At 51.6% G+C, this 20491-nt stretch carries 26 protein-coding genes; 17 read left to right on the top strand and 9 right to left on the bottom strand.

Annotated features, from left to right (window positions below):
• The 7 genes from Q0R17_RS03605 to Q0R17_RS03575 form a co-directional block, all read left to right on the top strand.
• Positions 1 to 184: hypothetical protein (locus Q0R17_RS03605; protein ID WP_293932178.1), on the top strand; the 184-nt coding region annotated here is incomplete at its 5' end.
• A complete protein-coding gene (locus tag Q0R17_RS03600; RefSeq protein ID WP_293932176.1) occupies positions 171 to 2444 on the top strand; it encodes a phage/plasmid primase, P4 family in 2274 nt (757 codons plus the stop codon). The genes Q0R17_RS03605 and Q0R17_RS03600, both read left to right, overlap by 14 nt.
• 455 nt (positions 2445 to 2899) lie before the next feature.
• Positions 2900 to 3358 carry a crossover junction endodeoxyribonuclease RuvC gene (locus tag Q0R17_RS03595; protein WP_293932174.1) on the top strand — a complete coding sequence of 153 codons (459 nt, stop codon included), beginning with the start codon at positions 2900 to 2902 and terminating at the stop codon, positions 3356 to 3358.
• Positions 3355 to 3945, top strand: a complete 591-nt coding sequence (locus tag Q0R17_RS03590) for an antA/AntB antirepressor family protein (protein ID WP_293932172.1) — start codon at positions 3355 to 3357, stop codon at positions 3943 to 3945. Before Q0R17_RS03595 ends, Q0R17_RS03590 begins: the two co-directional genes overlap by 4 nt.
• Entirely contained in the window at positions 3942 to 4337 is a 396-nt protein-coding gene (locus Q0R17_RS03585) for a DUF6362 family protein (RefSeq protein WP_293932171.1), read from the top strand. Before Q0R17_RS03590 ends, Q0R17_RS03585 begins: the two co-directional genes overlap by 4 nt.
• 910 nt (positions 4338 to 5247) lie before the next feature.
• The gene (locus tag Q0R17_RS03580) at positions 5248 to 5487 is read left to right on the top strand and encodes a hypothetical protein (protein ID WP_293932170.1); all 240 of its coding nucleotides are present in this window, start codon (positions 5248 to 5250) and stop codon (positions 5485 to 5487) included.
• Positions 5480 to 7483 carry a DNA methyltransferase gene (locus tag Q0R17_RS03575; RefSeq protein ID WP_293932169.1) on the top strand — a complete coding sequence of 668 codons (2004 nt, stop codon included), beginning with the start codon at positions 5480 to 5482 and terminating at the stop codon, positions 7481 to 7483. Before Q0R17_RS03580 ends, Q0R17_RS03575 begins: the two co-directional genes overlap by 8 nt.
• Here the strand turns inward: Q0R17_RS03575 and Q0R17_RS03570 are convergent.
• Both Q0R17_RS03570 and Q0R17_RS03565 read right to left on the bottom strand, forming a co-directional pair.
• Entirely contained in the window at positions 7460 to 7873 is a 414-nt protein-coding gene (locus Q0R17_RS03570; RefSeq protein ID WP_293932168.1) for a GNAT family N-acetyltransferase, read from the bottom strand. The two genes, Q0R17_RS03575 and Q0R17_RS03570, sit on opposite strands and share 24 nt — an antisense overlap.
• 70 nt (positions 7874 to 7943) lie before the next feature.
• On the bottom strand, positions 7944 to 8207 hold the full coding sequence (locus Q0R17_RS03565; protein WP_293932167.1) for a DUF1778 domain-containing protein: 264 nt from the start codon (positions 8205 to 8207) through the stop codon (positions 7944 to 7946).
• Between the two features lie 39 nt (positions 8208 to 8246).
• Here Q0R17_RS03565 and Q0R17_RS03560 point away from each other — a divergent pair, with 39 nt between their 5' ends.
• Positions 8247 to 8372 carry a hypothetical protein gene (locus Q0R17_RS03560; RefSeq protein ID WP_293932166.1) on the top strand — a complete coding sequence of 42 codons (126 nt, stop codon included), beginning with the start codon at positions 8247 to 8249 and terminating at the stop codon, positions 8370 to 8372.
• 61 nt (positions 8373 to 8433) lie between these two features.
• Here the strand turns inward: Q0R17_RS03560 and Q0R17_RS03555 are convergent, their stop codons facing one another.
• The 3 genes from Q0R17_RS03555 to Q0R17_RS03545 form a co-directional block, all read right to left on the bottom strand.
• Entirely contained in the window at positions 8434 to 8892 is a 459-nt protein-coding gene (locus tag Q0R17_RS03555; protein ID WP_293932164.1) for a DUF3489 domain-containing protein, read from the bottom strand.
• Positions 8893 to 8959: 67 nt separating this feature from the next.
• On the bottom strand, positions 8960 to 9274 hold the full coding sequence (locus Q0R17_RS03550) for a hypothetical protein (RefSeq protein ID WP_293932163.1): 315 nt from the start codon (positions 9272 to 9274) through the stop codon (positions 8960 to 8962).
• Positions 9275 to 9554: 280 nt separating this feature from the next.
• A complete protein-coding gene (locus Q0R17_RS03545) occupies positions 9555 to 9824 on the bottom strand; it encodes a hypothetical protein (protein ID WP_293932162.1) in 270 nt (89 codons plus the stop codon).
• Positions 9825 to 10114: 290 nt separating this feature from the next.
• Here Q0R17_RS03545 and Q0R17_RS03540 point away from each other — a divergent pair, with 290 nt between their 5' ends.
• Together Q0R17_RS03540 and Q0R17_RS03535 are read left to right on the top strand one after the other, a co-directional pair.
• Positions 10115 to 10687, top strand: a complete 573-nt coding sequence (locus Q0R17_RS03540; protein WP_293932161.1) for an elements of external origin — start codon at positions 10115 to 10117, stop codon at positions 10685 to 10687.
• Entirely contained in the window at positions 10687 to 13719 is a 3033-nt protein-coding gene (locus tag Q0R17_RS03535; protein ID WP_293932160.1) for a terminase gpA endonuclease subunit, read from the top strand. Before Q0R17_RS03540 ends, Q0R17_RS03535 begins: the two co-directional genes overlap by 1 nt.
• Before the next feature lie 41 nt (positions 13720 to 13760).
• Here Q0R17_RS03535 and Q0R17_RS03530 read toward each other — a convergent pair whose 3' ends face one another.
• Both Q0R17_RS03530 and Q0R17_RS03525 read right to left on the bottom strand, forming a co-directional pair.
• Positions 13761 to 14045 carry a HigA family addiction module antitoxin gene (locus Q0R17_RS03530; RefSeq protein WP_293932158.1) on the bottom strand — a complete coding sequence of 95 codons (285 nt, stop codon included), beginning with the start codon at positions 14043 to 14045 and terminating at the stop codon, positions 13761 to 13763.
• Positions 14046 to 14057: 12 nt separating this feature from the next.
• On the bottom strand, positions 14058 to 14336 hold the full coding sequence (locus Q0R17_RS03525; protein ID WP_293932157.1) for a type II toxin-antitoxin system RelE/ParE family toxin: 279 nt from the start codon (positions 14334 to 14336) through the stop codon (positions 14058 to 14060).
• Between the two features lie 132 nt (positions 14337 to 14468).
• Here Q0R17_RS03525 and Q0R17_RS03520 point away from each other — a divergent pair, with 132 nt between their 5' ends.
• The 6 genes from Q0R17_RS03520 (at position 14469) to Q0R17_RS03495 (ending at position 18488) form a co-directional block, all read left to right on the top strand.
• Positions 14469 to 14783: a hypothetical protein gene (locus Q0R17_RS03520; RefSeq protein WP_293932155.1), complete on the top strand. Its 315-nt coding sequence runs from the start codon at positions 14469 to 14471 to the stop codon at positions 14781 to 14783.
• 71 nt (positions 14784 to 14854) lie between these two features.
• The gene (locus tag Q0R17_RS03515; protein ID WP_293932153.1) at positions 14855 to 15211 is read left to right on the top strand and encodes a hypothetical protein; all 357 of its coding nucleotides are present in this window, start codon (positions 14855 to 14857) and stop codon (positions 15209 to 15211) included.
• Positions 15212 to 15233: 22 nt separating this feature from the next.
• Positions 15234 to 16025 carry a hypothetical protein gene (locus Q0R17_RS03510; protein ID WP_293932151.1) on the top strand — a complete coding sequence of 264 codons (792 nt, stop codon included), beginning with the start codon at positions 15234 to 15236 and terminating at the stop codon, positions 16023 to 16025.
• Between the two features lie 2 nt (positions 16026 to 16027).
• Positions 16028 to 16750 (top strand): hypothetical protein, encoded by a 723-nt coding sequence (locus Q0R17_RS03505; protein ID WP_293932149.1) that lies wholly within the window; start codon positions 16028 to 16030, stop codon positions 16748 to 16750.
• A gap of 14 nt (positions 16751 to 16764) precedes the next feature.
• Positions 16765 to 16986 carry a phage head-tail joining protein gene (locus Q0R17_RS03500; protein ID WP_293932148.1) on the top strand — a complete coding sequence of 74 codons (222 nt, stop codon included), beginning with the start codon at positions 16765 to 16767 and terminating at the stop codon, positions 16984 to 16986.
• Positions 16986 to 18488 (top strand): phage portal protein, encoded by a 1503-nt coding sequence (locus Q0R17_RS03495; protein ID WP_293932147.1) that lies wholly within the window; start codon positions 16986 to 16988, stop codon positions 18486 to 18488. Before Q0R17_RS03500 ends, Q0R17_RS03495 begins: the two co-directional genes overlap by 1 nt.
• Here the strand turns inward: Q0R17_RS03495 and Q0R17_RS03490 are convergent.
• Positions 18485 to 18784, bottom strand: coding sequence for a type II toxin-antitoxin system RelE/ParE family toxin (locus Q0R17_RS03490; protein ID WP_293932146.1), 300 nt, complete (start codon positions 18782 to 18784; stop codon positions 18485 to 18487). The two genes, Q0R17_RS03495 and Q0R17_RS03490, sit on opposite strands and share 4 nt — an antisense overlap.
• The gene (locus Q0R17_RS03485; RefSeq protein ID WP_293932144.1) at positions 18784 to 19041 is read right to left on the bottom strand and encodes a type II toxin-antitoxin system ParD family antitoxin; all 258 of its coding nucleotides are present in this window, start codon (positions 19039 to 19041) and stop codon (positions 18784 to 18786) included. The genes Q0R17_RS03490 and Q0R17_RS03485 overlap by 1 nt, the downstream gene beginning before the upstream one ends.
• Before the next feature lie 149 nt (positions 19042 to 19190).
• On the opposite strand from Q0R17_RS03485, the gene Q0R17_RS03480 reads away from it, so the two are divergent.
• Entirely contained in the window at positions 19191 to 20489 is a 1299-nt protein-coding gene (locus Q0R17_RS03480) for a S49 family peptidase (protein WP_374759852.1), read from the top strand.
• Positions 20490 to 20491 lie beyond the last annotated feature (2 nt).

Raw genomic sequence — 20491 nt, 5'->3', positions numbered from 1 at the left:
GCGCGATGCCTGTGATTTTATGCGTAGCAAACGCCTTGATGACTGGGCCAATCATGTGGGCCTTGAGCCAGATTTTATACGCGAAGTCGCCAGTAAAGCCTTTGTCCTCACCACAATCTTGTGCCCCTTGCCGATCAATCCACGCCCAATGCCCATGATCCGGAGGTCTTATGATGGACTTTAATGCGGATCAGCCCCGCCCATTACCCCAACATGATCGGGACAAGATTCTTGCTGAGCTACTGATACGGCTGGAGTCGGTGCTCTTTGCTCTTTTCCCCGCAGGCAAGGTTCGCAATGGCACTTTTTATATTGGCGATCTTTCAGGCGCTGAAGGGGAAAGTTTGAATGTGGCACTCCATGGCGAGAAACCTGGACTCTGGCGTGACCATGCCACGGGAGAAGGGGGTGATCTATTTAAGCTGATCGCAGCCTGCATCGGCGTCAATACCCAGACCGATTTCCCCAAGGTATTAGATAAGGGAGCAGATCTGCTGGGGCGGCTCCCTCAGCACGCTTTATCCCCTTCACCAACTCGCAAAGCACAGCCAATTGACGAACTTGGCCCCGTGACAGCGAAATGGAATTACCTCAATGCACAGAGCAAGCTCATCGCCGTGATGTACCGCTACGATCCACCCGGCGGTCAAAAGGAATTTCGGCCACTGGATGTGCTGCGGCACAAAAAAACAGCGCCCAATCCACGCCCTTTATATAACCAGCCCAATTTAATCAATGCTTGGCAGGTGGTCTTAGCCGAAGGTGAAAAGTGCGCTCAGGCGCTAATCGATGTGGGGGTGATCGCCACCACCGCCATGTTTGGCGCGAATGCCCCGATCGATAAAACTGACTGGTCACCACTGAGGGGCAAGGCCGTCTTGATCTGGCCAGATAAAGATCAGGTCGGCATGGATTACGCCCGTAACGCTGCGCAGGCCATTTTGCAAGCAGGCGCAATCTCCTGCGCCATTTTGACGCCCCCCGCCGATAAACCCGATAGCTGGGATGCGGCAGATGCCTTTTTCGAAGGCTTTGATATTACCGGTTTCTTAGCCGCAGGTGAGCGAACACCGGTACTGCGGAGTGCTGAGTTAACCGATGATCTATTCCAAGCGCTTGATCCAAGTACCGAAGATGGTTTGGCCACAGCCTTCACCCGGCATTATGGTGAGGACTGGCGCTATTGCACGCAGTGGGGCAAATGGCTGGTGTGGAATGGCCAACGTTGGAATCAAGATCATTTGCATTTCATCGGCCATCTGATCCGTGAAATTTGCTGCCAAGGCGCATCCCTCAGTAGCAATGCCAAACTCAAACCGCGTTTGACCAGTGCCTCGACCACCTCTGGCGTAGAAAAATTCGTGCGTGCCGACCCGGTCCATGCGATCAGCACCTCAGCATGGGATGCCACACCTTGGCTGCTGAATACACCCAGTGGCGTCGTTGATTTACGCAGCGGCACCCTACGCGAGCATCGACGCAGCGATCAAATCACCCGCATGGCCACCGCGTCTCCACAGCAGGAATGCCCAACCTGGCGACAATTTCTACTGGACATCACCGGCGGTGATACCGAGCTGATGGCTTATTTACAAGTGATGGCAGGCTATTGCCTGACTGGGATTACCAGTGAGCATGCGCTGTTTTTTTTGTATGGCACAGGTGCGAATGGCAAGTCGGTGTTTGTGAATGTACTGGCCACCATCATGGGCGACTATGCGGCCACCGCGCCCATGGATGCTTTTATGGAATCAGTCGGTGATCGACACCCAACAGAAATGGCCGGTCTACAAGGCGCTCGATTAGTAACGGCCACCGAAACCGAACAGGGTCGGCGCTGGAATGAGGCTCGCATTAAAACCATCACCGGCGGCGATAAAATCAGCGCCCGTTTTATGCGCCAAGACTTCTTTGAGTACAGTCCCCAATTCAAACTCATGATCACCGGTAATCATAAACCGACCCTCAGAAATGTCGATGATGCGATGAAGCGGCGGCTGCACCTCATCCCTTTTACCGTGACCATTCCATTGGAAAAACGCGATCAGCAGCTCACTGAGAAGCTACTTAAAGAGCGTAATGGCATCTTATATTGGGCCGTCCAAGGGGCATTGCTTTGGCAGCAAAACGGCCTGCAATTACCCGATAAAGTGATCTCTGCGACCGCTGATTATTTCGCCGAAGAGGACGTGGTCGGTAACTATTTAGAGGAAGAAACACAGCAACATCATCAAGCCAGAACGGCTATTTCCGACCTCTATCAGCGCTGGCAAGAGTACAGCAACAAACGCGGCGAGTTCGTTGGCACCATTCGCTGGTTCACTCAGCAACTCATTAATCGGGGATTTGAGCGGATTGTGATGGCGGGTGGTGCAAGAGGCATACGTGGGCTGATGCTCAAAGCACGCGATTATGGTGAGCGACTGCCTTACAAAGATAACTAGCGCTGAATGGATGATTACAAAACACGTATGACTTACATCATCTGTTTTAACTGACGAAGTGGCTCAATGTTGCTGAAATTTCGATTCAATTGAGCTGACAGAGTGGCCGAATGTTGCTGTAGTTTTATTCATGTTTTGCATTAACAAAGCCATCGGAAGATACATGTCTGCTTACTTTGAAAAAAATAGCCGCCTCTTACTCAGTTCAATGCTTGCCATATTGAGGCCATTAAAGTTTACACAAAAGATAAGTGTTGCTGAAAGAGTTGTATTTATTCCAAAAGACAAAGCTTACATAGTTGCTGAATGTTGCCGAAGTTCTGTATCAATTTATAGGCCCGCGCGTGAGGGGATAATAGTTATATTCGGCAACCTTCAGCAACTATCGCCCCGCAGCCCGCATGTTTACTAGGTTTTAGATCGATTGAAACGCTTGTTTATAGGTGATAACCATTATGATCATTTTGACCGTTGATCTGGGAACACAGACAGGTTGGGCCTTACAGACCCGTGAAGGCCACATTTTAAGCGGCTCAGAATCGTTTAAACCACATCGCTTTGAAGGCGGCGGCATGCGATTCCTGCGCTTCAAACGTTGGCTCACCGAGATTAAGGGCGCTGATGGCCTCGATGTCGTGTTCTTCGAAGAAGTGCGTGCCCATGCCGGTGTTGATGCGGCACACGTTTATGGTGGCTTTATGGGACAACTCACCGCTTGGTGCGAGCACCACCAGATTCCCTACCAAGGTGTGCCGGTGGGCACGATCAAAAAACATGCTACCGGCAAAGGCAATGCCAGCAAAGCCAACATGCTCGAAGCCGCTCGCCAACGTGGCTTTACGCCAGTCGACGACAACGAAGCCGATGCCTTGGCCTTGCTGCAATGGGCAATTGATCAGGAGCGTGCATCATGAATGTACCGGAAGATATCTTCGTTCAGATCTGGCCAGCGCAGTTAAATGGCCGGGAGCAGATGGTGACAGATGCTCAGCAGGTGCATACCTTCTTGGCATCAAAGCAAAAATACCAGCACTGGATCAAGAACCGCATCCGCATGTATGGTTTTGAGGAGGGAAAGGACCACTTGAGTGATAGAGTTATCACTCAAGTCCCCCATCAGGGAAGCTTACGCATCACACCGGTGATGCGTTACCTTGTCAGTCTGGATATGGCTAAGGAACTGGCCATGGTCGAGCGCACCGAAATGGGCAAAAGGGTGCGGGGCTATTTCATCGACTGCGAGCGCCAGTATCAGGCAAACCTGCAAGAAAGCCAGCTGTGTGATGCGCTGATCCAGATCCTGCCGCCCTCGCTGGACGACGTCGATGAGGACCGGCTGAGCATCGATTTGCTGAACTGCGACATTCATGCCATCAACCGACAAGCGCAAGCGGATGTGGCAGGCGAAAACGCCCAGCGCTTTCACCGACGGCGTGAGGCGCTGTTGGAAAAGCAAAGTGAACTACTCAGGAGCCTTAAGCTCAGAAGGGGACAATCATGACTCACCCCGTCTGGGACACTGATGCCGTGGCACTATGTTTACGCAGGGCCGCACGCACTGCTGAGTACATGCCCGATCACCGTCCTCGTGGTTGTAAATGCTCATGGCCAAATATTATTCGTCAACCTTGGGAGGTGATGGGAAAAGAGAATGGCTATCGTCCAACCATCAACGATAGTTTGATTGAGGAAATGCTAGAGGTTAACCGCTGGATGCAATTGATCGAAGTCGAACAACGCCATTTGCTGTGGATAAGAGCCAAGCGCTATCGCTGGGATGAAATTGCAAAGCTGTATGGTTGTTGCGAAAGGACGATACAGCAACGCTGGAAACGTGATTTGCAAGCACTGACTGATCGCTTAAACATGCAAAAAGCTGACCGTTTGTCTTAAAGATTAATGCACGGATTGAGCTATAGCTAGATTCTTGAAGATCGATCCATAAAAAATCGTATTTTTATGAAAATAAGCATTCGATCTTTTGACGGAAAAGGGAGATATTATTTCTAGTTGTTTTTTATTTCGAACGCGGTAGCAGACCGTTTTTAACACCCGCAACAAGTAGCTCGTTAGATGGCTCGGTAACATGGGAGCAAGACAGCTAAGTGACTAGGCAAGAGCAAGGCACAGGGCAACACAGCAGCACGATAGCAGTCTCGTCTTGGTTAAGCGGTTTGAGCATTAACCTGTTGATGTCAGTGCGAACAATGGCAAGGTAGTCTGGGCGGTGAGTGACCCCATGATGAGATGGCTATTTCGGAGTTGAAGTGGAATACAGGCGATACGACTGCGAGGACACACGGACTGACAAAGCCTATTACGACCACCTGTCTTTTTATGGGTCCTCCCTGTCTAAAAATGTAATACGGGGGGGAGCAGCGCAAGGCGGTCCTACACACAGCGTTAAAAAATGGGTTTGCACCTAGGTTTGCAGTTTGCACTAGCCCACTAAAGTTCCAAGCCCATCAAGCCGCAAAGCCAATCAATACGCGGCTTGGGCCCATTAGACCGAGTGGATACTTTTATCGTTAAGCACTGCAAACCCTAACATGAGGTTTGCAGCTAGGTTTGCACTTCGTAGTGCTTGCAGTTTGCCCCCATTAGCCCCCATAACATTCGCATCCGTTTTTAAATTTTAAGTGAACTTAATCATCTTTGTGGCAAGCTCCGTGGTGAGTTAATCCACCGGTTTCCACTCTTTGCTTCTAAGCAAAGGCCCAACACCCTCCCCGCTCTAGGCATCAGCCTCAGCGGTTTTTTTTATGGGCGCTGGCTTTGGCTGCACACAACAACAGGATTCATCATGCGAGTTTCTTTGTTGGGTATGCCGCTGATGGTCGATTTTTACTTTCAGCCCGCCGAACGCCCAAGTGAATTTTATTCCGGCTGCGAAAAAGAGCTGGTGTTAACGAAGGCACGATTGAGCAACCCAGAAGATTTGATTGAATTGCTGATTAAGCTGGATCTAGTGGCACAGGTGGAAGTGGCCATGCTAGCGCGGCTGGCGGCTTTAAGCAGTGATGAAGGATCTTCCCATGCTTGAAAATCATCCAACGTCCCCCTTAAAGTTTGAACTCTGGCCCATTGCCCGCCTGCATGAATACGCCCGTAATCCACGTAAAAATGATCATGCAGTAGAGCAGATGGCCGCAGCGATTCAGGAGTTTGGGTTTCGGATTCCTTGTATTGCTCAGTCTGATGGCTTACTGGTGGATGGTCATTTACGCTTGAAGGCAGCACGTCTGCTGGGATTGGAAACCGTACCGGTGATTTTGGCCGATGACTTGACTCCGGCACAGATCAAAGCGTTTCGGCTGTTAGCGAATCGCTCGGCAACGTGGGCGCAATGGGACGAGGAGTTGCTGCGACTTGAGCTGGAAGAATTACAACTTGAAGATTTCGATCTATCCCTCACCGGCTTCGACCCAGACGAGCTGGCCGAGCTCTTGGCCGCAGAGGAAAGCGAAGGGCTAAGCGAAGACGACGCGGTACCTGAAACTCAAGAAGTAGCCATTTCACAGCTGGGCGATATCTGGCTGCTGGGCGAGCACCGCTTGCTGTGTGGCAATGCGACGGATGCGGATGATTTTACGGCGCTGATGGCGGGAGACTTGGCCGACATGAGCTTTGTCGATCCGCCTTACAACGTAAATTACGCCACCACACCTAAAGACAGACTACGCGGTAGCTACCGGCCTATTCTCAACGACAATTTAGGCGGTGAATTTGCAGGCTTTTTGACCACCGCCTGCACGCACATTCTGCAATACACCAAGGGTGCAATCTATATCGCCATGTCGTCGAGCGAGCTGGACACCCTGCAAGCCGCCTTTCGTGCTGCCGGTGGTAAATGGTCAACCTTTATCATCTGGGCTAAAAATCACTTCACGCTGGGGCGTGCCGATTACCAGCGCCAATACGAACCTATCCTCTACGGCTGGAAAGAAGGCATTGATCACTTCTGGTGCGGCGACCGCAATCAAGGTGATGTGTGGCAAATCAACAAGCCCAATAAAAATGACCTTCATCCTTGCCTATGCACGGGCACAGAGGTGTTAACGGAGAACGGTTGGCGAATCATCGAATCGTTGGTCGCCGGTGATTGCGTCCTGACGGCAGATGGTGTGTTTCGCTCAGTCGAGTTGGTGTCGTCTCATTTTATTGAAAAGTGCATATTCCGGATCGCTGTTTCGGGTGTTGAGCGTGCAGTCGATGCCACCCATAACCACCCATTCCTCGTTTTACGTGACGGCGAATTGGCGTGGGTCGAGGCATCACAAATCATGGTAGGAGACGAGATATGCTCACCAACAAAGGCTACATTCGAATCCAATACGGAAAACATCTCAGAATGGAACATGACGTCGTCTGGGAACGAAACTGCGGGGCAATCCCAGACGGACACTGCATCCATCACATTGATGGCAACAAGCAAAACAATCAAATTTCAAACCTACAACTTGTCACCTACCTTGAGCACAAGCGGATTCACTCCGGTTGTGTCCTCCACGATGGCGTTTGGTGGAAGCCTTGCCACGCTTGCGGATCGCTTAAACCTGTATCCCCAGAACACTGGTATTTCAGCGCGGATGGGTTTCCCTATGGATGGGGATGCCGTCCGTGTCATATCAGAAAAGTGGTACAACTTCGTTCTGCGAAGCGTAAGCGCCGTCGAGAAAATAAATTACTCGGGGCTGGTGTGGAATTTGTCGGTGAAGGACAGCCCTACGTTTGAAACGCGCATTGGCATGTCTCACAACACGATGAAGCCCGTGGAGCTGGTCGAGCGAGCCATTCGCAACAGCAGCCGCTCCCGTCAGATCGTGCTCGATTGCTTTGCAGGCTCAGGCACCACCCTCATCGCCTGCGAAAAATTAGGTCGCTACGCAAGGCTGATGGAACTGGACCCGAAGTATTGCGATGTGATCATTTGTAGGTGGCAAAATTGGACGGGCAAGCAAGCGAGCCGTCAATCTGATGGGCTGCTATTTGCTGATTTACAAAATAAGCAGAGCCTAATCAGCAGTGCGAATTCTTAACATCAAAATCAACGGATCAATAGCAGATTCACCAAATCCATGATGCAGATAAAAATCTCTCGCCTTCTGGTGCAGCGCATGCACGAGCAACGCTCTAATACCGACTTCCTGAGCCAATCGGGTGGTTCGCAAAATCGCATCACGCAGCAAATCAGCCCCTAAGCCTTTGCCATGAAAGGGTTGGTCTACCGCCAGCCTTCCCAAGACCATCACCGGAATAGGATCAGGCATATTGCGGCGAAGGGCGCTCGCTACCAAGGCATGATCCACTGCTCCAGCGGCCAAGGCATAATAGGCACGCACGATACGGCGCTCATCGACCACAACAAAACAGCGTGAAGCACCGGAGGCTTGATTGGCTAATGCACGACGTTTTAGCCAGTCGTCCATGATTGGCTCGCCACAGTAAAACGCACTGAGATCATGATCTGAATTTAAGAGTTCTGGGGCAGATAACAACTTACTGCTCCCACAATGGGCGCTTAGACAATAAGCGATCCAACGATGGATTGGCCTCAACAGGCGCATCCAGCACAGCGGCGAAACGGGAGAATGCCTCTTGATCTAAAGCAAAAAAAGCCCGTTCAAGCACGATGTTCTGCGCTTTCTCGCAAGCGGCTTCCAACATAAAATCAGAACGGTTTTTACCGGTGACGCGAGCAGCACGATCAATTAGGTCACGTTGCTCAGACAGAGCACGCAGATTTATTGAAATATTACGCATGATGATGTCCACACAATGAATACACAACCATCAGCTTAGATGCGACGTATACACATTGTCAATACAAGCTTAAAGGCGCTGCTATTTGCTGATTTACAAGCGGCCAAGCCAACAGTGAATCAAGCCATGCAGAATCAAAGGCTTGAACAGGGTTGGGATGAATGATCATAGTCATGCCGCTGGATGAGCTTCAACGACGCTACCAAGCCCAGAGTGGGCTTGTTGGCTAGGCATGCTGCTCCTCAACAATGTGATAGACACGCTTGCCGCCAATGGCCTTATCAGATGCAATGGTAAAACCAAGCTTTTTACTCAGCGTACCGTAAAAAACACTCCGTACCGTATGCGGCAACCAGCCGGTGGCGGCTTGCAGCTGCTCGACAGTTGCGCCTTCGGGGCGCTGCAACATCCGAATAACGATGGCTTGTTTGCTGTTTTCTCGGCGGTGGGTTTCAGTGCTAGTTTGGGGTAACTTGGCCGCTGCTAAGCGAACCAAACCAAGCGCTTGGTAAGCTGCATCGGTAACCAAACCATCAGCGCTTATTAAACCACGATTGAGCAGCCCATTTACCACGCGCTGGCGAATGATGCCTTGGACCTTAACTGGGAACCACTCCAGTTTGTCGGCGGTATTTTGAATGGCGTGACTTAAAACGGCGTGTTGGGTAGCGGTCAGCGTCATCATGATGGTCATCCTTGGGTATCTCTAACGGCTTAATCTGGCGGTGGCGATGGGGCCGAAGCCCCGTTGCTTAAGCCATCCCAATGTAGCGGGCGTAGTTGCTGCCCGATGGGTCAACAAACAAGGTGGCCCGCTGAGGTGCGCTGACCGCGATCACGTTGCGCTGGTGGTTAGCGTGGCCGCCAAGGCCTGCCATCCAGTCGTAGTCGGCCAACATGTTGTTTGTGAAAGCGTCGTACTCTTGGCTGCTTAATTCTTTGTGCCATTTAATCGTGGCTGTTTCAGCTTCACCATTTTTTTTCTCATGGCTGATTTGCTCGCGCATTTCGTTCAAATCTAAAGGCTTGCGAGCAAAATATAAGTTTGAGGCTGTGGCGGTTTTCATGGTGTGGCTCCGTGTATTGCGTTGGGGTGACACCACATTCGCTCTTATCCGCAACTACATCAAGTCTTATATCGATGAGTCTCAATCTATTTTTTAGGTATAAACTGCAGGCCTAAATTGACCTACTCGCGCCTACTGAAGCGATGGCAATTCGGCTCCACAAACAGTTGCAGTGAGCTTCGGAATAGTGGTCCGTGTAGTCATGCCCAGTGCGGCATGAAGGCGCTGGGACGCAAAGAAGCCGGAGGGAAAGTCCGGCTGAGTTTGGCGGTTGATTTGCTTATTTTGTATGGTTGAGAATTTTTAGGGTATCAGCGGCCATCCAGTCTAAGCGTATGTTGAGCTTAGCAATCTCACGCCCTAGCAAAGGATCCAAACGCTTCATAATGGTAATGCGGTGTTGATCCTGCTTCGCAAAAGCAGCCAGTTTGTTACCGCAAAAAAGAAACTCAGCAATCTCGCGAATTACGCCAGAGCTAGCGTTTGCGATACTTTGTAACTCTTTCTTATTCAGGCTGTTAAGAAAGACTTGAAGGTTTGCGTTATTCATTTTGCTGTTCCGTGTATTGCGTTGGGGTGACACCACATTCGCTCTTATCCGCAACTACATCAAGTCTTATATCGATGAGTTTCAATCTATTTTTTAGGCATAAACAGCAAGCAAAAATGGCCCTACTAGCGCCCACTGAAACGATGACAATTCATCGGACTGTGAGGCGCACAAACGGCTTCAGCAGGCTTTGAAATAGCGGCTCGCGTAGTCATGCCACTGGCTTTAGCTGGCTTGGCGCTGAGCTTGGTTTTGCTTGGAGTGTGTTCACATCACTGGAGGTTTTTTTGATGGGAATGTCGATTCGGGCCTACGCTCGCTACCGAGGGATCTCTGATACGGCAGTGCATAAAGCGATCAAAGTGGGGCGTATCGGCACGGAAGCAGACGGCAGTATTGACCCACAGCGGGCCGATATTGAGTGGGCAAAGAATACCGTGACATCCAACGAGACTCAGCCCATTGCCCACGGATTAAAACGGGCAACTACGCCAACCCCAACAACACCTATCGCTGCCCCAGCCGCAACAAACAATGACCGCGATACCACAACAGCTCCCCTTTCTGCCGGTGGCACTTCCCTGCTGCAGGCTCGTACTGTCAACGAGGTGGTGAAGGCACAAACCAATAAGGTGAAACTGGCCCAGCTCAAGGGTGAGTTGGTGGACCGTTCGCAATCCATCGCCCGTATTTATCAGCTGTCTAGAATCGAGCGTGATGCTTGGCTGAATTGGCCCGCCCGCATTTCAGCCCAAATGGCGGTCCGCTTAGGGGTCAATGCCCACTTGATGCATGTGACGCTAGAAGCCGCTGTTCGTGACCATTTGCAGGAGTTAGGCGAGCATAAAATAGAGTTGAATTAATGATGCCACGCGGCGAGGGTGAAGACGGCTTACTGGATATTGAGCAGGCTTGGTATGACGGTCTGCTGCCTGACCCACTGCTATCGGTGTCTGAGTGGGCAGATCAGCATCGGATGTTATCCAGCAAAGCCTCTGCCGAGCCGGGGCGTTGGCGAACCAGCCGCACGCCTTACTTAAAAGCGATCATGAATTGCTTATCGCCGATGTCTTCCATCGAGCGCGTGGTGTTCATCAAAGGCTCACAACTGGGTGCGACGGAATGCATCAATAACGCAATTGCTTATGTGATTCATCAAGCGCCGGGGCCGATGATGTTTGTCTCGCCAACGGTAGAAATGGCCAAGCGCAATTCTAAGCAACGTATCGATTCATTGATTGAAGAATCACCCGCGCTGGCCGAGTTGATTTCACCGGCCAGATCGAGAGATTCTGGCAATACCATTCTGACCAAGGAATTCAGGGGCGGTGTATTGGTGATGACTGGAGCCAATAGCGCGGTCGGCTTGCGCTCCATGCCGGTGCGGTATTTGTTTTTAGATGAAGTCGATGCCTATCCACACGATGTGGATGGAGAAGGCGATGCGATTGCTTTGGCCGAAGCTCGCACCCGTACCTTTGCCAGGCGCAAGATTTTTATCGTGTCGACCCCGACCATTGCCGGAGCCAGTGCGATTGAGAGGGAATATGCAGCCTCAGATCAAGGACGTTACTTCGTCCCCTGCCCTCATTGCCAGCACCGCCAGCACTTGCGTTTTGAGCAATTACGTTGGCAAAAAGGCGATCCCACCAGCGCCGCCTATTATTGCGAAGCCTGCGAGCAAGCCATTAATGAGCAGCACAAAACATGGATGCTGGAGCACGGCCAATGGCAAGCAATGGCTCCAGAGCAGGCAACGGCAGGCTTTCACCTCTCATCCCTATATAGCCCGGTGGGCTGGCGCAGTTGGTGCGATATTGCTGCCAGTTGGGAGGCTGCGCTAGAGAAGGAAACGGGCTCAGCGGCGGTGATTAAAACTTTTAAAAATACTGATCTGGGCGAAACGTGGGTTGAGGAAGGCGAAGCACCTGATTGGCAACGATTACTGGAGCGGCGCGAAGATTACCCGATGGGCATCGTGCCACTGGGTGGCCTGCTGTTGGTGGGTGGAGCCGATATTCAAAAAGATCGTATCGAAGCCTCAATCTGGGCCTTTGGCCGAGGCAAAGAAAGCTGGCTGATTGAGCATCGCGTCATGATGGGCGACACCGCCCGCGATACGGTTTGGAAAAATCTAGCCAGCCTGATCGCTGAAACATGGAGCCACAGCTGCGGCGCAAAGATGCCCTTAGTACGCTTTGCCATCGACACTGGCTATGCCACGCAAGAAGCCTACGCCTTTGTACGAGCTTGCCACGATCCGCGAATCATGGCGGTAAAAGGTGTGCCACGTGGCGCGGCATTGATCGGCATTCCCACGGCTGTGGATGTGAATCAGGGTGGCAAACGCTTACGTCGCGGCATCAAGCTGTACGCCGTCACCGTCAGCATCGCCAAACTCGAGCTGTACAACAATCTACGTAAAAGCGTCGATGTCGCCGATGACGGCAGCCTTAGTTATCCAGCGGGCTATGTGCATTTACCCAAGATTGACGCGGAATATATCCAGCAACTATGCGCCGAGCAACTGGTGACCCATCCTAACCGTAACGGCTTCCAAGTCAGGGAATGGCAGAAGATGCGCGAAAGAAACGAAGGCTTGGACTGCTTTGATGAAGAAACTGAGGCACTCACTTATGTGGGTTGGAAGCGTTTTGCAGATATTGGTTTTGGTGACTTAATGGCGACGGTCAATTTAGAAACAGATTGTATTGAATACCAGAGTCCACAATATTTGATTAATCGCCCTTATCAAGGCCCGATGATGGTTGTTGAAGGGAAGCGTTTAAATTTTGCTGTCACGCCTAATCATCGCATGCTGACTTTTCATAAAGTATTTGATCGTAAAATTGGTAAATGGAATTTTGATGTGCCTGTGCAGGTGACACAGGCCAAAGATCTGAAAGTTAATCACACCATTAAGATTAAAACGCACTGGCTTGGAAATGGGATTCAAACAGTAAGGATTCCGGCCAGCATAAAACGGCGTGACAAAATGGTGATTGAACCCGCCCGTGAAGTGGATGCAGTTGCTTTTGCCGCATTTCTTGGCTGGTATGTGGCTGAAGGTTGCTTAACCATTACGGCGCATAAAAGCAGCATTAGAAAAATAGTTTATATTGCACAGACCAAACTTCAAGGGCGGGAGCAAATTGCTCACGTTCTTGATGCACTACCTTGGTGTTGGCACTGGGATCGGTATGCCGCTGCAATTTCATCTAAGCAACTTTATGATTATCTGTTTCAAGTTTGTCCGGGATATCAAGAAGAACGCAGAGTGCCGCAGTGGGTTAAAAATAGCGACCCGAGGATCATTACTGCATTTGTCGATGCCGCTATTGCTGGCGATGGCTGGATACAAGATGGTATTCATCGCAGCTATGCAACGACGAGCAAGCTACTTGCTGATGATATGGCCGAGCTATTCTTAAAATTGGGTGGAAGCCCAAGTGTGACCGAAAAAGAGTCGGGGCCATGGGCAATAAATGGACGCTCTGGTCCGACGAGCAGAACTCAATATTGGGTACGTGAAAACAATAAACGACGCAGTGCTGCACTCGATGGCACAGACAGAAAATGTATGGTTAAAGAGAAGCTTTACGATGGACGGATTTATTGCGCTACGGTATCCAATGGCACATTGATTGTGCGCCGACATGGCAAGATGCTGATTGCAGGTAATTGTGCCGTATATAGTCGCGCATCAGCCGCTGCCGCAGGGCTGGACCGCTTTGAAGAGCGACATTGGCGGGAGTTGGAACGACAACTAGGCGTCAGCTCCGATCCTGCTTCTCAAACAGCCCTCAATAAAGCCACCAAGCACGGTGGCCTTGCTGTTTCTGGAGAGCAGAAAACACCAAGGCGGGTGGTTAAGAGTCGATGGATGTCGTCTTAAAGGGTACTACTCCGTGCTCAATTCTGAGGTGGTACATATTTTTATGCGGCAATCCTGCTAATTGCGAATTGATCACGTTTCTCGTGCAGTTGCCATAGATCGTAATTGGCCTGATGGGCAAGCCATGAAACTGCGCTTTTACCGAAAGCTAATTCAAGGCGAACGGCCATTTCAGCGCTGATACCCGCTCTTCCATTCACAATTTCGGATAGGGTTTTGCGTGAAACGTGCAATTTGTCGGCGGTGGCGGTAATACTCAACCCCAATGGTTCTAGCCATAAATCGCGCAAAATTTCACCGGGGTGGGCAGGGTTATGTTGCAACATCTTGTGCTCCGTTTAGTGATAATCCAAATAGTCAACGATATAGGCATTGCCGTCTTCAAAACGAAAAATAACCCGCCAATTTGCTTGTACGGTGACCGCCCAAAATGTCGCCAAATCACCATGTAATGGATGCAAGCGTAAGCCGGGTGCATCCATATCGTTGATGTCGATTGCATCATTCAGCATGGAAAGAATTTGCTGCAAACGCTTGGCATGGATGGCTTGAATTCCTGCCTTGCTGCTAGTCAGATGAAAGGCTTCCAGCCCCTTATGCTTAAACGATTTAATCATCTCCAAATCGTAACCCATAGGGTTACAAAAAGCAAGCGATGTGCTCAAGCCTAGATATTTAATAAGCCACAAATCTACTCTGTTTAATTAACCCGCTGCTGCGGGATTTTTTTCGGCCCAAGGAAAATCATTATGCAATCACTTGCACTTTGTTTGACCCCAGCAGTCACCCTATCCAGCTTAGAGTTGGTCGATTTTATTAATGCCAGTCGTAAGGAAGGCGAAGCTGAATTACGGCACGATCATTTCATGGCGAAAGTACCCAAGGTATTGGGTGAGGATCTATCTCCCAAATTTTTGGGAACTGCTTTTTATGTGGCATCTGCCAACAGCCGGGAAGCGGGTATGCCGATTGATAAGGTGCGCGATGCCCGCTTTGGTGTGGTCAATGCCTATCACGAAAGCATGCTCAAAGCGGCATTGGAAATCCTGCATGAAGGGATGTAATGGCGGGTAGCCAGCAATCCTCGATTTATTATTTCAATGACGTTGTGATACCGGAGTCAAAAGGCAACATCATGTCGCTCTACCTTAAAATTTACAGCCTGATTGATCAAGTGACCGAGCGATTGTTAGTGATCGATCAGCAGATGGGCGTCCTCAGTTATTTACAGACTTCGGCCAAGAGCAATTTGGTGAGTGCGATTAATGAGCTGACGACACACAGTGCCGCCAATAGTGGTGTGGCTTATACCCATCAGCAATTTGTGCCCGCAGCGCTTTGGACCATTAACCATAATCTCGGCATCTGGCCCGCCGTGTCTATTTTTGATACAGGTGGCCATGAAATCGAGGCCGATGTTGCGCATCAAAATAGCAATCAACTGCTGATTCGCTTTGCCATTCCAGTCGCGGGCTTAGCTCGTCTGACCTGATCACTTCAAGAGCGCTTATACCATGTCACGCAAACAACTTTCTGATCTGGATTTTGGCGGCGTTGCCCGTCTGCGTAATCTACCCGCCCCAGTGAATCCAGATGAGCCGGTGCGCCAGCAAGATCTGAATTCCGCCATTGAGGGCTTGGCGTGGAAGGATGGCTGCCGGGTGGTCAGTCAGGCCAATCTTAATTTGTCTTCTCCGGGAGCGGCCATCGACGGCATCAGTCTGCAAGCTGGGGATCGTGTGTTGATCAAGGCCCAGACCGCTGCCAGCGAAAACGGTATTTATATCTGGAATGGTGCGGCCGTGGCGATGACCCGCAGCTTAGATGCCTCGAGCAGTGCCGAGCTGGAACAAGCCATTACGACCATCGAAGAAGGCACCTCGGCAGGCACCAGTTGGCGGCAGTCGGTGGTTAATTTTACGCTAGAGACCAGTGCCGTCACATGGTTGCAGTTTGGTGGCTCTATCGGTACCGCATCCGAAACCAGCTCAGGCATTGCCGAGATTGCCACACAGGCTGAAACCGATGGCGGCACCGATGATCTGCGTTTTATTACCGCCTTGAAACTGAATACTTGGACCAATAAAACACGCCGTGCACAGGCCACCATTGGTGATGGCAGCAGCACCCAATTCGACGTAAATCATAACTTTGCCAGCCGAGATGTGCTGGTACAGGTCTATCAAACCTCGGGCAATTATGAGCAGGTAAATTGCGATATCAGCCTGCCAACCACGAACACCGCAAGGCTTAACTTTGCAGGGGCCCCCGCGAGTAATGCTTACCGTGTGGTCGTGATGGGCTGATTGTGAAAGATTTATCCTATCGCACAGCGCCATTACTCAACACTCTGCCCGCTGCCTCGGCTGCATTAGCTGGGGTCACCGTGCGACTCGCCACCGATAATAAGCCCTATTGGTGCGATGGCAGTACTTGGATTGATTTAACCACCACCTATTTATTAGCGCCGCTGGTCGCTTCTTTACCTGCCCCCTCCTCAACCTTTGCTGGAGGCATTGCGCGGCTTGCCGCCGATAACAAGCCCTATTGGTGCGATAGCAATACATGGATCGACCTCTCCGCCACAACGGACAGCCGCTTGACCACGGCTCGGATGAGCACCGATGTCAGTAATAGTAGCGTGACACTCAGCAATGCGAGCGGCCTGATGATCGCACTCGCCGCCAATAGCCACTACGCGCTCGAGGCAAAGGTGATCTTCCAAACGGCCGCGCTCACCACCGGCATGACGCTGACCCAAGCCGTTCCTGCTGGGGCAACTGTTGCGGCGCAATGGAATATTCCGACTTCGCCCACCGCCAGCGCTCTCAGCAATCAACGGGCTGCCGATACGGGAACGGCCAGCACGGCCATTGATATGATTAACGCAAACACGCTGGCGACCGCGTCGATCTTGGTCATCACTGGCGCTACTGCAGGCAATATCCAAATCCGCTTTGCCTCCGAAGTCGCCGCATCCAATGTGGTGATCAAGGCGGGTAGCCACCTTGTGGCAACGAGAGTTATTTAATAGCGAGAATCACCATGGCCCATACCCAAGAACAACTGACGCTGCTCGAAGACGCGCTGGCTAAGGGTGAAAAGCGGGTGAGCTTTGCCGATAAAACCGTTGAATATCGCTCGGTCGATGAAATCAAAACCGCCATTCGGCTCATCAAAGCAGATTTAATGGCGCAAGCCGTCGCAACAGATCTTTGGCCGCGTGCACCACGGCAGATTCGTATCATCACGAGGAAAGCCAGTTAATGTGGCTGACGAATCTAAAACGCTATTTATTTGGCGGATCTACACCGACTTATGATGGAATCGGCTCGGGCCGTCGGGCCATGGCTTGGCAGGCGGGCAATCCCAGTGCCATTGCCGCGCTGGCCTATAGCCAAAACGAGCTATGCGCTAAAAGCCGTGATCTGATCCGGCGCAACGCTTGGGCCGCTGCAGGTGTGGAAGCTTTTGTGGCGAACGCCATCGGCACCGGCATTAAGCCCCAATCGATGCTGCTTAATTCCGTGCAACGCGAAGCCATTCAAGCGCTATGGCGAGACTGGTGTGTGGATGCCGATGCTGCTGGGCTGACTGATTTTTACGGTCTGCAAGCGCTGGCTTGCCGAGCCATGTTAGAAGGTGGCGAATGCCTGATTCGCCTGCGCTACCGTCGCCCAGAAGATGCGCTGGCGGTGGCTTTACAATTGCAGCTGCTTGAACCTGAACACTTGCCCGCCACCCTGAATCAAGTACTCAGTTCGGGCAATGTCATCCGAGCAGGTATCGAATTTGATAGCTTAGGGCAGCGAGTCGCTTATCACCTGTATCGCAACCATCCTGGCGATGGGGCTTTTGCGCCGATGTCGGGTGTGGGTGCTTCACAAGCAAGCGAGATAGTGCGTGTTCCGTCCAGTGAAATCATCCACCTTTTTCGTCCATTACGCCCCGGTCAAATCCGTGGCGAGCCTTGGTTGGCCAGAGCGCTGGTCAAACTCAATGAGCTGGATCAGTACGACGATGCCGAACTGGTGCGTAAAAAAACAGCGGCCATGTTTGCTGGCTTTATCACTCGCCTCGCCCCTGAAGACAATCTCATGGGCGAGGGTCTGTCTGACACCAATGGCGTGTCGTTTGCCGGGCTCGAGCCGGGCACTTTACAAATTTTAGAGCCGGGAGAGGATATTAAATTCTCCTCACCGGCGGACTTAGGCAATTCCTATGTCGAGTTTATGCGTCAGCAGTTTCGCGCTGTAGCAGCAGCCATGGGGATTACTTATGAAATGCTCACCGGCGATTTGTCCCAAGTAAATTACTCGTCAATTCGTGCTGGGCTACTGGAATTTCGTCGTCGCTGCGAAGCGCTTCAACACGGGGTGATTGTGCATCAGCTCTGCCGCCCGATTTGGTCAGCATGGATGGAACAGGCGGTATTAGAGGGCGCACTTCAATTACCCAGTTTTGCCCAGCATCGCCGTAGCTGCGTAGCCGTGAAATGGATACCACAGGGCTGGCAATGGGTGGACCCGAAGAAAGAATTCGACGCCATGCTCACCGCCATTCGCGCCGGACTGCTCTCCCGCTCCGAAGCCATTTCAGCCTTTGGCTACGACGCCGAAGACATCGACCGCGAGATTGCCGCTGACAACCAGCGGGCCGATGAGCTTGGGTTAGTGTTTGATTCAGATCCGCGCCATGACCAGCCAACGGCAGAGCGCAGCCCACCACCTGCAACAGGGCCATCTCAAAGCAAAATGGACGCAGGCTAATGCTGAGACTCATTCAGGGCCGCGTGAATATCACGCGAGCCATGTAGCACACGAATAATATGTAGCTCCTGCTCTTGAGCCGCAAAGAAAATAACGTAGTGCCCATAAGCACAGGAGCGAATATCGCTGCCCAGCTCAGTGCGTAAGCGGTAAATCTGTGGCTGCATGGCAATATTTTTGCACTGCTTGTGCAACGCTTGCACAAAGCTCAGTGCCCGAAGCGGCTGGTCTTGAGCAATAAAGTCTGCAATTTGTTCAAGGTCTTGTTCTGCCAGCGGCGAAATCAGAAGTTGCATTAAGAACGCCCATCTTGCTTGTACTTGGCTTCCAGTCGCTCAAAAACATCTTCCGCCGGTTTGCTGGCTCCGCTGGCTTTGCCCGCTGCGATATCCGCACGTAAAGCCTCAAGTTGCAGCGATTGGCGTAACTCGTGCTCTTCTAACAGACGTAAGCCCGCACGGACCACTTCGCTGGCGTTGTTATAGCGGCCGTGATCGACTTGCTCACGAATAAAGCTTTCAAAATGAGGGCTTAAAGCAACGCTGGTGGGCATGACCTTCTCCTAACTATTATTAACTATTAACAAATCATTCAATGCGATTCGGCGGATCTTGTCAACCGCCTCACAAAAAACATCATGCCATTGATGCGTGAATAAGCGTTTTACGCCACTCCCTTCGCCCGCCGCCGCAAGGATAAATGATGCAACTGATCCATTTAGCATCCCGTCTCTACGGGGTGCCGCTATTGATTGCCCGCTCGAAACTGGATGTGATTCTGTCGGTATTGGGCTCGCGCATTGGACAAGTGCAAAGCTTGATCCCTGAAACCACCGTGCAAAACTTGCAGAACCCATGCAATACGGTCGCCCTCTTATCAAGTGAACGCCATATCGCCGTCATTCCTATTTACGGCACGCTGGTGCGGCGCAGCATGGGACTGGAAGCGGCGTCTGGCTTGCTCTCCTATGCCGAAATAGCAGCCCGCCTCGATGCAGCCATGAGCGACCCGCAAATTCAAGGCATCTTGCTGGATATTGACTCCTCAGGGGGCGAGGCTGGCGGGGTATTTGAGCTGGCACAGCAGATCCGACTGGCCAGCCAAGTTAAACCGATCTGGGCACATGCCAATGACTCAGCCTATTCAGCGGCCTATGCACTAGCCGCTGCGGCATCCCGTTTAACCCTCTCGGCCACAGCAGGTGTGGGATCCATCGGTGTGATTGCCCTGCATGTCGATCAATCACTGAAAGACGCCCAAGACGGCTTGAAGTACACCGCGCTCTATGCCGGTCATCATAAAAATGATTTCACACCACATGCCCCTCTTTCACCCCATGCCGCTTCGGCTTTGCAAGCTGAGGTTGAGCGGATTTACAGCCTGTTTATCCATCAGATGGCCACCCTGCGGGCTTTGGATAGTGAGGCGATTCGCGCTACCGAAGCGGGTCTGTACTTTGGGCAAGATGCCGTGGCTGCAGGCTTAGCCGATGCGGTACTGAGCTTTGATCAATTGCTCATTGATTTTGAAAACTCACTCTCGGCAACGCAGAAATTGAGCCCTCCCCGTGCAGTGATTTCCCCTTCTACCCTCGCTCAGCAGGAGCACGTCATGGACGGCCTTGAAACACCCACTCCCCAATTAGCAGCAGCGCCAGTGATGACTACACCAGCAAGTGCTGCTGCCATCCCCATCCAGACAACGATAGTCACGCCAGTCACTGCTCCGCTTAGTCCGCCACCACCGACAGCGGCATTACCCGTGGAAAGCAGCGATGCACAGGCCATCGCCGAGCTGTGTCTGATTGCCGGTACTTCCAACCGCACAGTGGAATTTTTAGCGGCGGGGATGAGTGAGGCCCAAGTTCGCCACATCCTGCTTGATGCCCGCGCCGAGCAGCCGGAGATTAGCTCTCGCATTAGTGCCGACACAGGGATCAGCAGCCCCGTTGAAAGCAGTGCCATCGTCAACGCCGTTAAAAAACTCATTCATCGGGAGTAGCT

The organism is Iodobacter sp., assembly GCF_025352645.1.
In the GTDB taxonomy this organism is placed as follows: Bacteria; Pseudomonadota; Gammaproteobacteria; order Burkholderiales; family Chitinibacteraceae; genus Iodobacter.
Note: the sequence above shows the minus strand (reverse complement) of the source record. Positions and strands in the feature narration are given on the sequence as shown.

Coding starts and splice junctions, on each gene's coding strand:
- Q0R17_RS03600 (WP_293932176.1), top strand. CDS start 171: ATGATGGACTTTAATGCGGATCAGCCCCGCCCATTACCCCAACATGAT.
- Q0R17_RS03595 (WP_293932174.1), top strand. CDS start 2,900: ATGATCATTTTGACCGTTGATCTGGGAACACAGACAGGTTGGGCCTTA.
- Q0R17_RS03590 (WP_293932172.1), top strand. CDS start 3,355: ATGAATGTACCGGAAGATATCTTCGTTCAGATCTGGCCAGCGCAGTTA.
- Q0R17_RS03585 (WP_293932171.1), top strand. CDS start 3,942: ATGACTCACCCCGTCTGGGACACTGATGCCGTGGCACTATGTTTACGC.
- Q0R17_RS03580 (WP_293932170.1), top strand. CDS start 5,248: ATGCGAGTTTCTTTGTTGGGTATGCCGCTGATGGTCGATTTTTACTTT.
- Q0R17_RS03575 (WP_293932169.1), top strand. CDS start 5,480: ATGCTTGAAAATCATCCAACGTCCCCCTTAAAGTTTGAACTCTGGCCC.
- Q0R17_RS03570 (WP_293932168.1), bottom strand. CDS start 7,873: ATGGACGACTGGCTAAAACGTCGTGCATTAGCCAATCAAGCCTCCGGT.
- Q0R17_RS03565 (WP_293932167.1), bottom strand. CDS start 8,207: ATGCGTAATATTTCAATAAATCTGCGTGCTCTGTCTGAGCAACGTGAC.
- Q0R17_RS03560 (WP_293932166.1), top strand. CDS start 8,247: ATGCGACGTATACACATTGTCAATACAAGCTTAAAGGCGCTGCTATTT.
- Q0R17_RS03555 (WP_293932164.1), bottom strand. CDS start 8,892: ATGATGACGCTGACCGCTACCCAACACGCCGTTTTAAGTCACGCCATT.
- Q0R17_RS03550 (WP_293932163.1), bottom strand. CDS start 9,274: ATGAAAACCGCCACAGCCTCAAACTTATATTTTGCTCGCAAGCCTTTA.
- Q0R17_RS03545 (WP_293932162.1), bottom strand. CDS start 9,824: ATGAATAACGCAAACCTTCAAGTCTTTCTTAACAGCCTGAATAAGAAA.
- Q0R17_RS03540 (WP_293932161.1), top strand. CDS start 10,115: ATGGGAATGTCGATTCGGGCCTACGCTCGCTACCGAGGGATCTCTGAT.
- Q0R17_RS03535 (WP_293932160.1), top strand. CDS start 10,687: ATGATGCCACGCGGCGAGGGTGAAGACGGCTTACTGGATATTGAGCAG.
- Q0R17_RS03530 (WP_293932158.1), bottom strand. CDS start 14,045: ATGTTGCAACATAACCCTGCCCACCCCGGTGAAATTTTGCGCGATTTA.
- Q0R17_RS03525 (WP_293932157.1), bottom strand. CDS start 14,336: ATGATTAAATCGTTTAAGCATAAGGGGCTGGAAGCCTTTCATCTGACT.
- Q0R17_RS03520 (WP_293932155.1), top strand. CDS start 14,469: ATGCAATCACTTGCACTTTGTTTGACCCCAGCAGTCACCCTATCCAGC.
- Q0R17_RS03515 (WP_293932153.1), top strand. CDS start 14,855: ATGTCGCTCTACCTTAAAATTTACAGCCTGATTGATCAAGTGACCGAG.
- Q0R17_RS03510 (WP_293932151.1), top strand. CDS start 15,234: ATGTCACGCAAACAACTTTCTGATCTGGATTTTGGCGGCGTTGCCCGT.
- Q0R17_RS03500 (WP_293932148.1), top strand. CDS start 16,765: ATGGCCCATACCCAAGAACAACTGACGCTGCTCGAAGACGCGCTGGCT.
- Q0R17_RS03495 (WP_293932147.1), top strand. CDS start 16,986: ATGTGGCTGACGAATCTAAAACGCTATTTATTTGGCGGATCTACACCG.
- Q0R17_RS03490 (WP_293932146.1), bottom strand. CDS start 18,784: ATGCAACTTCTGATTTCGCCGCTGGCAGAACAAGACCTTGAACAAATT.
- Q0R17_RS03485 (WP_293932144.1), bottom strand. CDS start 19,041: ATGCCCACCAGCGTTGCTTTAAGCCCTCATTTTGAAAGCTTTATTCGT.
- Q0R17_RS03480 (WP_374759852.1), top strand. CDS start 19,191: ATGCAACTGATCCATTTAGCATCCCGTCTCTACGGGGTGCCGCTATTG.